Raw genomic sequence first — 12,509 nt, 5'->3', positions numbered from 1 at the left:
CGCATACTATCGTATGTAGTATTGTAATTTTTCCTTTAGAAATGCCGAAGTATCGTATTTTAACAAGTAGGCTCTAAATATAGTCCAAGTATTTGCCGGATTTTTTGATTAAAAGTAAGTGGAACTCTTCTAAAAAATCAGCGAATGACCTATGGCAGATGACCTGATTTAAATATCATAATTAAATGGTAATATAAAATTATTCAATGAAAGGCTCGCTAATTGTACAGTATTTGATTGAGTTTTCTTTTAACCAAATACATTACCAATATGCAGTTTATTGATTTTAAAGCAGAGCACTTTTCTAAGAATGAAGAAAGAAACGATTACTTCATAGAAATTTCGAAAGATGAAATAGGATTCGGAACTATTGAAGTTCACAAGAGACAAGACTATGAATCGCTCTCAGAAGCAGAGTACGAGCTGGAAGAGGACATAAACAAAGTTACGATCAAAATGAAAGAGCCCGCTGATATTAGGGTCAACTTTTAACGTACACACCTCGACATATCAAGTCTAAAACTACCTTCACTTAAGAAACAAGAAGGTAGTTTTTACAATTTCTGATTGGTTCCCTACGAATCATCACTCGAGTTAAATTAAAACTCTAAAAGTCCATCCGACAGCCTTTTCCATTGTGCCTTGGTAAATATTGACTCACTGCTAAAGCTATAATAATGTTTCTGATCCTTTAAACATAAGATAACTGAGAAGTTTCTGACATTTCGGAATCAGGCAAATTTCATTCATACCAAGAATTTTTGATAATTGGAGACCAATAGGTTATTTTTTTAAGTTGATTAATAAAACAATGGAAAAAAACTCAGAAATGAATTATTTGTGAACAAAACTTTTTGGTAATTCAAGAAAAGCTTTATTTTTAGGCAAAACAAAAACAATGTCATACTATCCATTAACCAGCATACCAGATTATTACTCCATAGACAGCCTATTGACCGAAGAACACAAGCTTATCCGCGAATCTGTACGCAGTTGGGTCGAAAGTTTTGTGATGCCTAAGATTGATGAAGCAGCGCAGGATCACACCGATATTCCTGGACTGATGAAGGAATTGGGTAACATTGGAGCTTTGGGACCTTACATTCCCGAGGAATATGGTGGTCCGGGATTGGACCAGATTTCCTATGGTCTAATAATGCAGGAATTGGAAAGAGGCGATTCGGCGGTTCGTTCGGCGGCTTCTGTACAATCTTCATTGGTGATGTTTCCTATTTTTGAATTTGGTTCTGAAGAACAAAAAAAGAAATATTTACCAAAATTGGCATCAGGCGATTTGATTGGTTGTTTCGGATTGACGGAGCCCAATCACGGTTCTGACCCATCCTCAATGGAATCGAAATTCACAGACCAAGGCGATCATTATCTTTTGAATGGCGCTAAAATGTGGATTACCAACTCTCCTATCGCCGATATTGCCGTGATCTGGGCAAAAGGCGAAGACGGGAAAGTGCGGGGAATGATCCTGGAACGCGGAATGGAAGGCTTCACCACACCAACCACGCACAACAAATGGAGTTTAAGAGCTTCAAAAACTGGAGAATTGGTTTTCAATAATGTTAAAGTTCCGAAAGAAAATTTATTGCCAAATGTTGAAGGTTTGAAAGGACCACTTTCTTGTCTCAACTCAGCGAGATATGGAATTTCGTGGGGCGTCATCGGTGCAGCGATCGACTGCTATTGCACTGCTGTTCAATATTCCAAAGAGAGAAAACAGTTTGGAAAACCTATTGGTGGATTCCAGCTTCAGCAAAAGAAATTGGCAGAATTCCTAACCGAAATTACAAAAGCACAATTGCTTTGTTTCCAGTTAGGAAATCTGAAAAATGCGCATAAAGCTTCGCCAGCACAAATCTCAATGGCGAAAAGAAATAACGTAAAAATGGCGATCGATATCGCCAGAGAATCCCGTCAAATGCTTGGCGGAATGGGAATCATGGGAGAATTCCCGATGATGCGTCACGCTGCCAACTTAGAATCTGTGATCACTTACGAAGGAACGCACGACATCCATTTGCTGATCACAGGAATGGACATTACAGGCATCAATGCCTTTGGATAAGACCAAATCAATCTTATATATTTTAACAGAAACCTGCGGAATATTTTTGCAGGTTTTTTCGTTCATAACTTATAAATATTCAAATGAGAAAATATCTTTTTCTATTTATTCTAATTTCGGGCTTAGGTTTTAGCCAAAATTTCCCTTCCAAACTTTCCACTGCAACGCTTGAGTTGACCAAAGATAAAGTGGTTTATGATCCAGCCTATTTCGTTTTGAAGTATCCAAACGGCGATGTTCCCGCTGACAAAGGTGTCTGCACCGATGTTGTGATTCGTGCTTACCGAAAATTGGGAATTGATCTGCAAAAGGAAGTTCACGAAGATATGGTGAAAAATTTCTCCAAATATCCAAAAAAGTGGGGATTGAAAAGAGCTGACTCTAATATCGATCATCGCCGAGTTCCAAACCTGCAGGTATTTTTTGCTAAATTTGGAAAAGTGAAACCAGTCACAAGCAATCCCAATGATTATGTTCCAGGCGACATTGTAACGTGGGATCTGCCGAAAAACCTGACGCATATTGGAATTGTGGTTAACAAGAAATCAGCTGATGGAAAACGTTATCTAATTGTCCACAATATCGGCGCTGGACAGGTTTTGCAGGATTGTTTGTTTAGTTGGACGATCACGGGACACTATTTTTATCAATAATAGTCGATGAGTGATAATTGATATTTTAAAATACTTATGAATAAACTTTTTCAAATATTAATGTTGAGTTTTTGTTTCTTGGTTCAGGCTCAGAACATCAAAATTGTTCAAAAACCGATTGATTATTCTAAAGAAAAAATCAAGTTGAGTTTGGAATATATGAAGGAACATCACGGTTTGGATCAGAAAACCCCGAAGATCACACCGAAAATCATCGTTTTGCATTACACAGCTGGCGGAACGGTGGAATCTAATTTCAAATATTTCAACAATCTTCATCTTGAGAATCAAAGATCGACTTTGAAAAAACAGAGTTCGCTCAATGTTTCTTCCCATTACATCATCGACAGAGACGGAACAATATATCAATTGGTTGATCCAGAACTATTCGCCAGACATACGATTGGCCTTAATTATTGCGCCATCGGCGTCGAAAATATCGGGAGCAAAGCACAACCTTTGACAGACAAACAAGTGGAAGCCAACGCAGAACTGGTAAGATTCTTAACCAAAAAATATCCGATTGAATACGTTATTGGACATTCTGAATATGGTGTTTTCCGTAATTCAAAACTTTGGAAAGAATCTGACCCGAAATATTTCACAGGGAAAGCAGATCCAGGTGATGAATTTATGAAAAAGGTTAGAAGTAAATTGACGGATTTGAAATTGAAAAATCAACCTTAAATTTTACAGTGCTCGTTAAACATTTTATAATATCGACATCTTAGCCTCTAGCTAAAAATTGCTTCCCAAAAATCAAAACAAAAACACTAAATTTGCAACATTTATGGAAAGTAACAGACAACGAAAAGTAGCACAGATCATTCAGGAAGATATGGCGGAAATCTTCCGCAAACAGGCGTCAGAAAGCAAACAGAACTTTTTGGTTTCGGTTTCTGACGTGAAAATAACGCCGGATCTTAGCATCGCAAAAATATATCTCAGTATTTTTCCCGCAGAATTGAGACAACCAATTATGAAGGAAATCAATACCAATAATGCTTTTTACCGTAATTACATCGGACAAAAAATGGCCAAACAGGTGAGAATCATTCCGCAATTGGCTTTTTACATTGACACTAGTCTGGACGATGTAGAACGCATCGAAAGAGAGCTGAAAGGCGAAGGCGACAACCCAATTCTTTAATTTTCTACACGATTGAAAAATGCTTTTTACATAGCATCCCGATACCTGATCTCTAAAAAAGGAAGCACAGCGGTGACCTTTATCACGTGGCTCGCGGCTTTTGCAATGGTGGCGGCTGTGGCGGCGATGTTCATTATCATTTCGGTTTTTTCTGGTTTGGAGGAACTGAATAAAGATATGATCGCCAATCTGCACGCGGATCTGACGATAAAAAGCAAAACAGGAAAAGTACTTTCTGAGATTGACAAAATAGAAAAAGCACTCAAAAACAATTCTGACGTTGCACGTTTTTCCAAAGTCATCGAGGAGAAAGTCTATCTCGGTTACAAAGACAATGGGGAAATTGCCTATTTGAGAGGTGTGGATTCTGCTTACATCCACGTGAATCCAATTAATGAAAGTATTTTCTACGGGAAATATCCGGATTTCAAATTCAGTAACGAGGTGATTATGGAAAATGGTCTGGACAACAGACTTTCGCTTCCTGTAAACTCCAGTCAGGATTTTGCAACGATCTTGATGCCAAAACCTGGAAAAGGAATCATCCAGCAGGAAAATGATATTTTTAATAAGAAAGATATTTTCGTCAGCGGAATTTTCCCAGGAAATGACCAATTGGATAACTACATTATTGCACCAATAGAACTGGCTCAGGAACTTTTGGGATTGCCGAAATCGGATTGTTATCAGATTGTCATTAAATTGAAAAAATCTGTCAATTCTGAATTGATAAAAGATGAATTAACGAAAGAATTTGGAGATAAAATCATTGTCAATACAAAGTCTGAGGAGAACGCCGCATTTTGGAAGATGATCAATACCGAAAAACTGATGATCTATTTGATCTTTGGATTGGTGATTTTCATTACCACTTTCAACTTGGCCGGTGCGATCACAATTCTTCAGCTCGATAAAAAAGAGCAGGCAAAAGCATTGATCGCATTAGGATTTGACAGGACAGATCTTCGTTTGACGTATTTCTTCACAGGATTGTTGATTGTATTCTTTGGTATCATTTGCGGACTTTTGATTGGTTCTGCGATCTCATTTTTACAAATCAGAACAGGGTTTTTCCGAGCGAGCGAAAATCTTGCTTTCCCAGTGAAAATAGAACTCTTCAATTACTTTATAGTTTCGGCAGTTGCTTTGTTTTTCGGACTTGTAATTTCCTTTCTATTTTCGAAAATTAATAAGCGCTATCTGGTTGAAAAATAAAAATTTGCGTGTTCAATTTTTTATTACCTTAGCTGCCCTAATTAATTTCAAATGAAAAAATCTTTCCTTATTTTATTGACGGGAATGTTTGGTTTTGCCAATGCCCAGATTCCTGCAGGTTATTATGACGGCACCGCCGGACTTACTGGTTACACTTTGAAAACTAAGCTGTCTCAAATCATCACAGCTGGCTATCAAACAAAAAGTTATGATGCATTGTATGATGCCTATCCAAGTTCAGATACTGACAAATGGTATGAAAATGACGGTTCTGTTTTGGATATCTATTCGGAAAATCCTTCTGGTCCAGATCCTTATAAATATACACATGGTGTTAAAAAATGTGGAAATTACTCAGTTGAAGGAGATTGTTATAACCGAGAGCATACCGTTCCGCAAAGTCTTTTTGGAGAAAAACCTCCAATGGTTTCAGATATTCATCATATTTTACCAACAGATGGTAAAGTAAATGGGATGAGAAGCAACTATCCATTCGGAAAAGTAACCAATCCAACTTGGACTTCTAAGAATGGATCTAAAGTAGGAAATAATACGGTAGGAAGTTTTTCCGGAACTAGTTTTGAACCGATCAACGAATTCAAAGGAGATATTGCAAGATGTTTATTATATTTTGTAACCCGTTATCAAAGTCAACTTTCTACTTTTTCAAGCGGAAATATTCTAAACACAAGCAACGTAAATCAAGGTTTACAAACTTTTGAACTTAATCTTCTATTACTTTGGCATCAACAAGACCCTGTTTCTGAAAGAGAAATTACCAGAAACAATGCAGCATATGCACATCAAAAAAACAGAAATCCATACATCGATCACCCAGAATGGGTAACGACAATCTGGGGAACTTCTCCTCTAGCTGTCGACGATGCCAACTTTTCTAAAAACTTGAATATCGCACCAAATCCTGTAAAAGGAAATGTAATTTCTGTTTCGGGAGATAAAGATTTGAAGCAATTCAAAACAGCAATGATCTACAATATGGTTGGGCAAAATGTTCAAACCATTGAGAATCCTTTCCAAAATGGAAATACCATAAAACTTAATAATTTGCCAAAAGGTGTTTACATCTTGAAAACAGGAGAATTAAATACTAAGTTTATTATCGATTAATTAATAAAATTAGCATAACCAAAAGACAGGAATTATTTTCTGTCTTTTTTTGTTTAGAAGTAAAAGAACATTGTAATTCAATTTATAGTAGAAAATCACAAGTTGACAGATTAATTTATACTTAACTGTTAAGAACTCATTCCCCGCTTCTGAATATATTTTTTACCTTTGCAGTCCTAATTATTTTTGAAATGAAAAAATCTATACTTTTATTATTGGTCGGGTTTTCGGGTTTTATGAATGCCCAAATCCCAACAGGATATTACTCACAGGCTAATGGTCTTACCGGATTTACCTTAAAAAGTAAACTTTCTGAGATTGTTACGAACGGCCATCAAAACAGAGGCTATAACTGGACGGTTTTTGCGACTGCTGACAGAGACAAATATTACGAAAATGACAATACTGTACTTGACATCTATTCTGAAAACCCAACAGGAGCAGATCCTTACAATTACACTATCGTTGTAAATCAATGTGGTTCTGCTAATGGTCCAGAAGGAACCTGCTACAACAGAGAACACACGATTCCTAAATCTACATTCAAACCGGCTAGTGGAAATGAAGAAACAACTCCAATGCACAACGATTATCACCATCTCCTTGCGACGGATTATGATGTGAATAATAAAAGAGGAAATTTTCCGTATGGCGAAGTTGGAACTGCAACTTGGACATCTTTAAATGGTTCCAAACTTGGATCAAGCAAACTAAACGGATACGGAGGAACAGTTTTCGAACCAATCAATGAGTTCAAAGGTGACATTGCGAGAATCTACCTCTACTTTGCAACGCGTTACGAAAATCAAATTCAAGGTTTTACTTATGCAATGTATGATGGCACTAAAACAAAAGTTTTTGCTGAACCTTTCTTGAATATGCTATTGAGATGGCACCAGCAAGATCCAGTTTCTCAAAAGGAAATTGATAGAAATAATGCCGTTTACAATTACCAAAGAAACAGAAATCCATACATCGATCATCCAGAATATATCGCTGAGATCTGGGGAACTGTAATGGCTGTGGATGATGCTTCTTTCTCCAAGAATCTAACTGTTGCGCCGAACCCTGTGAAAGGAAATACGATTACAGTAACGGGAGATAAGGATTTGAAACAATTCAAAAAAGCATTCATCTACAATACCGTTGGACAAAACGTACAAACGATTGAAAATCCTTTCCAAAACGGAAATACAATCGTTTTGAAGAATTTGCCAAAAGGTGTTTACATCTTGAAAACCGGAGAATTGAATACGAAATTTATCGTAGACTAATTCTCTTAACAAAATTATAAAACCTTGGAAACAGTTGCTTTTGGCAACTGTTTTTTTGTACCTTCAAGCTTCAAAAATCTTTATATAATGAGACCTAATCAATTATTCAAATTTTTATTCTTAGCATTTATCTTCAACTCTCTCCTATTCTTTGGTCAAGAAAAACCTTTCTGGAAAGAAGTTCAGGAATTCAAGAAAATAGATCATGAAAACAAAATTCCAAAGAAACCAATCCTTTTGGTAGGCAGTTCATCATTTACCTATTGGAAAGATGTTAATGATTATTTCCCCAACAAGAAAATCGTGAATAGAGCATTTGGAGGATCAAGATTGGTGGATCTCAATTATTACGCTGATGATCTTTTGAATCCTTACAAGCCGAGACAAATCCTGATCTATTGTGGTGAAAACGACGTTGCAATGGACAATCCAACTGCAACAGAAGTTTTCGAGAGATTCAAAGCCTTTTTTGGGAAAATTAGAGCAAAATATCCTAAAGTTCCTGTTGCTTATGTTTCAATCAAATATTCGCCAAGTCGAAAAGAATTTTGGCCAATTGTAAAAGATGTTAATCAAATGATCGAAGATTATCTAAAAACTCAAAAACGAGCAGAATATATTAATATCACAGAAGTGATGAATGATGCAAACGGCAATGTTAGAACAGACATTTTCGTTGATGACATGCTTCATATGAAACCAGAAGGCTACCAACTTTGGACAAAAGTGATGGCGCCGTATTTAAAATAATCTTCGAGAGCCTCAGACTGACATATCACTTCCGATGATTGGTACATTTATAAAATATTTGACTTTCTATTTGTAATTATTCTAAATTAATTTATATTTGCAATATGAATCAGCCAGTTATCGCATTTAGAATTGCACCTCTAGCACCAGCATTTGGAAATACAGAAGAAATGTATTGCGGGAAGAAAAATTGTTGTAAAAAATTCAAGAAAGGGAAACGTTGCAAAAAATGCCCTGGTCGCGAAAAAATCAGTTAAACATCAGCCAGATGATCATCAGAGCTAATGCTAAAAATATAATTAAGGAAACCAATCTTTTAGATTTGGTTTCTTTTTTTTGATCGTTTTTAGAAGTTTCAGCGTAATTATTCAATGATTCCTTGTCCTCAGATTCAATCTCGCTTTCAGCTAATTCTGTAATGGTAATTCCCTGAACAATGGTTTTATGCAGAATGGTATTTGTGGCATGAAGCAAAATCTGAAACTTACCGTGAGAATCAAATTCCTTAATTCTAATTGTCCGTTCGCCATTCGGTTTTTCTAATCCAAATGGAACAATCTTCACGAGATCCGCATCGTAAGTATTCCAGTAGATGGTGATTTCTTCATCCTTTCTAGCACGGATTTTACTCGCAGAAAAGTTTTTGATTTTCGGAGGCAAAATGCTTTTCACATTTCTCTGTTGACTGCTGAGATTCTGGTCGTAGATTCTTTTCCTTTCAGGCGTTGTCAGCGTTTCGTAAGCTTCTTTCACTTCTTTGAAACGGTCGGAAAAAAAATCATCATTCTCGTTCTTGTCTGGATGATATTTAAGAGAAAGTTTTCGATAAGCTTTTTTGATGTCTTCTGCAGAAGCATTTTGAGGAATCCCGAGAAAGTAATAATAATCCTTCACAGAACAAATTTAACAAATTCAGAGGTTGAAAAACAAGAAATAGAAAGCCTAATTCTGATTATCTTAATAGAATCTGTCATCAAGGCTATAAAATATTTTAAAGTAAACCAAACCACTTTGCGTCTTCCTAAATGTAAAACGTAAAATTTTAAAATAATGAAAAAAGGAATTTTGGCAATCGCAGGATTAGCTGTAATCGCAATCATCGCAAGAAAAGCACAAAGAAGAAAAGCATTCGTAAAAGGTATTTTTGACGAATACGATGTGAAGGAAAGAACGCCTTTTGGGTTCGCAGACAGAATCCGAACGCTGACGGATGACGAGTACGATGGTTTGAAAAACAAATTCAAAACCGAGTTTCAAAGCAAATGTTGTCACGCAAAAAAGGCAAGCTAAAGCAAAATTGTTTCCAACAAAAAAGGAGTGAAAAATTAATTTCACTCCTTTTTTTATGATTGAAAATCCTTTCAGATTATTTTTGGATGCTTACCAATTCAACATCAAAAACCAACCAGGAGTTTGGCGGAATCACGCCTCCTGCTCCTCTTTCTCCGTAGCCTAAAGCTGGTGGAATCAACAAAGTTGCAGTTTCACCTTCTTTCAAAAGAAGGATTCCTTCGTCCCAACCTTTGATCACTTGTCCAACGCCGATTGGAATATCAATCGGTGCATTTCTCTTGAAAGAATTGTCGAACTCCTCACCATTGATCAATTTTCCTGCGTAATGTACAGCAACAGTTTGTCCTGGTGTAGGATTTACTCCTGAAGTTTGTTTAGTGATTTTGTAGTACAAACCGGATTCTGTAGATTGCATTCCTGCTTTCATATCATTGACCAATTTCTCTTGACTTTCAACAAATTCTTTTAGTTTTTTAGCTTTTTCTTCTTCAGCTTTAGCTAAATATGCTTTGTTTTTTTCTTCGATTTTAGCTTTACCTTCTTCGAAGATTTTCGCAGCGTCGTAATGTTTGTACTTATCACCTTTGCTGAAAACAGCAAGTTTTGTCAAAACAATATCAGTTTTTGGTTTGTCTTGAGGTCCTTTTTCGACATTTGCAATAGAATCGATCACAGCTTCACCACCAACAACTTTCCCGAAGATCGTGTGTCTTCCGTCCAGCCAAGGCGTTGCAATTTCTGTAATGAAGAACTGAGAACCGTTGGTATTAGGCCCAGAATTCGCCATCGATAAGATTCCCTTTCCAGTGTGTTGAAGGTCATTTTTCTCGTCACCGAATTTGTATCCTGGATCTCCCATTCCTGTTCCTTGTGGATCTCCACCTTGGATCATGAAATCCTTGATCACTCTGTGGAAGATGGTTCCATCGTAGAAAGGCTCCCCTTTTTTCTTAGATTTGTTCTCGATTTTTCCTTGTGCAAGGCCTACAAAATTGGCAACCGTCACCGGAGATTTCTCATCTTCGAATTTCACCAAAATTTCACCTTTGCTTGTTACAAAATTTCCATAAAGTCCGTCTGGCAGACCTTTATAAACTTCTTTGTCTATTTCCAATGTTTTACAATTTAATAATGTTAATAATGTTATAGAAAGTGCTATAATTTTTTTCATAGTTTATGATAATCGTTTGTTATAATACTTTTACTTTGATGATAAGAGGCATATCATTTGTGATCTTTTTGCCATCACCATAAGTCCCGTAAGCTAAAACCGAAGGAACAAGGATTTCCGCTTCCTCTCCTTTGTTCAAATATCGGATGACGTCTTCCACAGCATCCATCTCTTGGAATCTTCCAAAAACAACATCCGTGTTTCCGATAGAAGTGTCGTACAATTTGGATCTATCAAAATCGTAGATGACGTATTGATACGATACTTTCTCACCATTGTTTTTGCGAGGCTTTTGTTCCAGATTTTCAATATTCACCCAATAGTTCATTCCCATGGGATAATATTTTACATCTTGAGATTTGATCCAATCCTGAATTTGCGTTCTCTCAAGATTGTTCAGATCTTTTGTTCTGTTTTTGGAAACTTCCATTTCACTTTCAGACATGAATTGCTCACCTGGGTTCTGCACCGGATTTTGCTTAGCACAAGATGCAATGGCTGCAAAAGATAAGACACAAATTATTTTTCTCATATAATAGAGTGCTTTTCTGAAAGACAAAACTTCTGTCTGGAAAAACTTTGGCAAAATTAAGAATTTTCACAGACTTAATTGTTATTAAAACAAAAACCGGAAGATTATTTCCGGTTTTCACTTTTCAATTTACTTTTTATTTAATTCTTATGCACTGTAAACATTTTCTTCTACCAAAACTCTCCACTCAAATGGATCTTCGGCATTATTGGTTTGAATGTTGACCAAGTCGTTTTTCAATTGTTCTGCAAAGCTCTCCTCTGGCGAAAGTTTCGGTAATTTCAAATGCTCACCTTGATAGCCCAATCCTTCAAAGATGCTTGTCACGACAGCAGTTCCCACGCCCCAAACTTCTTTCAAAGTTCCGTTTCTTTGCGCTTCGATGACGTCTGTTACTTTCACATTTCCTATTACAACTTCGATTCCTCTTCTTTCTGCCAATTTAAGGAAACTATCTCTGGTGATTCCATCTAATATTTTGTCAGAAGTTTGTGGTGTATAAATCGTATCATTAATTCTAACAAAGACATTCATCGTTCCACTTTCTTCAAAATATTCATGTGAACAGTCATCAGTCCAAATAATTTGATCGTAACCTTCCTCAATTGCCAATTGTGTTGGATAAAAAGATGCCGCATAATTTCCTGCCGCTTTCGCTGCGCCTACACCTCCACTTGCTGCTCTGGAATAGTGATCTGCAATCTTTACAGAAACCGGAGCTGTGTAGTAACTTTTCGCTGGTGTTGCTACGATGGCAAACATATATTTTTCTGATATTCTCGCTTTCAAAGCTTCCTCCGTTGCGAATAACAATGGTCTAATATAAAGAGACATTCCTTCACCTTGTGGAATCCAATCTCTGTCTATATCTACTAAGGCCTTCAAACCTCCAATAAAAATTTCTTCGGAAATCTCAGGAATTGCCAATCTTTTTGCCGATTTGTTAATCCTTTCAAAGTTCTTTTCCGGGCGGAAAAGGAACACTTGGCCGTCATTATCTTTGTATGCCTTCATACCCTCAAAACAAGCTTGTCCGTAGTTGACCCCCATCATAGCAGGGGTAAAACCGATTGGACCATAAGGAATCAACTGAAGATCCCCCCACTTTCCATTCTCATATTCGCAAATAATCATATGATCGATGAATGTGTTCCCGAATGAAAAATTATCAGGATCAAAGCTAGAAATTCTTGGGTTGGTAGATTTTTGAATTATCATTTTTTAATTTTTTGTTGAGGTATTACAAATATATAATAAATATTT

At 36.5% G+C, this 12,509-nt stretch carries 15 protein-coding genes; 11 read left to right on the top strand and 4 right to left on the bottom strand.

The features are described from left to right. Positions 1-237 precede the first annotated feature (237 nt). From IO90_RS09015 to IO90_RS19000, 10 genes are all read left to right on the top strand, one after another. Positions 238-492, top strand: coding sequence for a hypothetical protein (locus tag IO90_RS09015; RefSeq protein WP_131450842.1), 255 nt, complete (start codon positions 238-240; stop codon positions 490-492). A gap of 406 nt (positions 493-898) precedes the next feature. After that, positions 899-2,080 carry an acyl-CoA dehydrogenase family protein gene (locus IO90_RS09010; RefSeq protein ID WP_034965826.1) on the top strand — a complete coding sequence of 394 codons (1,182 nt, stop codon included), beginning with the start codon at positions 899-901 and terminating at the stop codon, positions 2,078-2,080. Between the two features lie 83 nt (positions 2,081-2,163). Next, on the top strand, positions 2,164-2,733 hold the full coding sequence (locus IO90_RS09005) for a DUF1287 domain-containing protein (protein WP_034965825.1): 570 nt from the start codon (positions 2,164-2,166) through the stop codon (positions 2,731-2,733). 36 nt (positions 2,734-2,769) lie between these two features. Further along, complete coding sequence (locus IO90_RS09000) at positions 2,770-3,420, top strand: peptidoglycan recognition family protein (protein ID WP_034965824.1); 651 nt, start codon at positions 2,770-2,772, stop codon at positions 3,418-3,420. Positions 3,421-3,523: 103 nt separating this feature from the next. Further along, positions 3,524-3,883: a 30S ribosome-binding factor RbfA gene (rbfA, locus tag IO90_RS08995; protein ID WP_034965823.1), complete on the top strand. Its 360-nt coding sequence runs from the start codon at positions 3,524-3,526 to the stop codon at positions 3,881-3,883. Positions 3,884-3,895: 12 nt separating this feature from the next. Further along, positions 3,896-5,098 (top strand): ABC transporter permease, encoded by a 1,203-nt coding sequence (locus IO90_RS08990; RefSeq protein WP_034965822.1) that lies wholly within the window; start codon positions 3,896-3,898, stop codon positions 5,096-5,098. 51 nt (positions 5,099-5,149) lie between these two features. Next, positions 5,150-6,226, top strand: coding sequence for an endonuclease (locus IO90_RS08985; protein ID WP_034965821.1), 1,077 nt, complete (start codon positions 5,150-5,152; stop codon positions 6,224-6,226). Between the two features lie 191 nt (positions 6,227-6,417). Next, entirely contained in the window at positions 6,418-7,500 is a 1,083-nt protein-coding gene (locus IO90_RS08980) for an endonuclease (RefSeq protein ID WP_034965820.1), read from the top strand. A gap of 87 nt (positions 7,501-7,587) precedes the next feature. Continuing rightward, on the top strand, positions 7,588-8,250 hold the full coding sequence (locus IO90_RS08975) for a GDSL-type esterase/lipase family protein (protein WP_034965819.1): 663 nt from the start codon (positions 7,588-7,590) through the stop codon (positions 8,248-8,250). 104 nt (positions 8,251-8,354) lie between these two features. Next, complete coding sequence (locus tag IO90_RS19000) at positions 8,355-8,507, top strand: hypothetical protein (RefSeq protein WP_165570265.1); 153 nt, start codon at positions 8,355-8,357, stop codon at positions 8,505-8,507. Here the strand turns inward: IO90_RS19000 and IO90_RS08970 are convergent. Continuing rightward, on the bottom strand, positions 8,500-9,144 hold the full coding sequence (locus IO90_RS08970; RefSeq protein WP_034965818.1) for a DnaJ domain-containing protein: 645 nt from the start codon (positions 9,142-9,144) through the stop codon (positions 8,500-8,502). The two genes, IO90_RS19000 and IO90_RS08970, sit on opposite strands and share 8 nt — an antisense overlap. A gap of 156 nt (positions 9,145-9,300) precedes the next feature. On the opposite strand from IO90_RS08970, the gene IO90_RS08965 reads away from it, so the two are divergent. Further along, positions 9,301-9,540, top strand: coding sequence for a hypothetical protein (locus tag IO90_RS08965; RefSeq protein WP_034965817.1), 240 nt, complete (start codon positions 9,301-9,303; stop codon positions 9,538-9,540). Between the two features lie 76 nt (positions 9,541-9,616). Here IO90_RS08965 and IO90_RS08960 read toward each other — a convergent pair whose 3' ends face one another. The 3 genes from IO90_RS08960 to IO90_RS08950 all read right to left on the bottom strand — a co-directional run bounded on the left by IO90_RS08960 (position 9,617) and on the right by IO90_RS08950 (position 12,464). Then, positions 9,617-10,714 carry a peptidylprolyl isomerase gene (locus tag IO90_RS08960; protein ID WP_034965816.1) on the bottom strand — a complete coding sequence of 366 codons (1,098 nt, stop codon included), beginning with the start codon at positions 10,712-10,714 and terminating at the stop codon, positions 9,617-9,619. A gap of 19 nt (positions 10,715-10,733) precedes the next feature. Further along, a complete protein-coding gene (locus tag IO90_RS08955) occupies positions 10,734-11,300 on the bottom strand; it encodes an FKBP-type peptidyl-prolyl cis-trans isomerase (RefSeq protein ID WP_228374666.1) in 567 nt (188 codons plus the stop codon). A gap of 93 nt (positions 11,301-11,393) precedes the next feature. Then, entirely contained in the window at positions 11,394-12,464 is a 1,071-nt protein-coding gene (locus tag IO90_RS08950; RefSeq protein WP_034965815.1) for a branched-chain amino acid aminotransferase, read from the bottom strand. Between the last annotated feature and the right edge of the window lie 45 nt (positions 12,465-12,509).

The organism is Chryseobacterium sp. FH1, assembly GCF_000735135.1.
Taxonomy (GTDB): Bacteria; Bacteroidota; Bacteroidia; order Flavobacteriales; family Weeksellaceae; genus Epilithonimonas.
The sequence above is the reverse complement of the archived record's forward strand: the minus strand, read 5'-3'. Positions and strand labels throughout refer to the sequence as shown.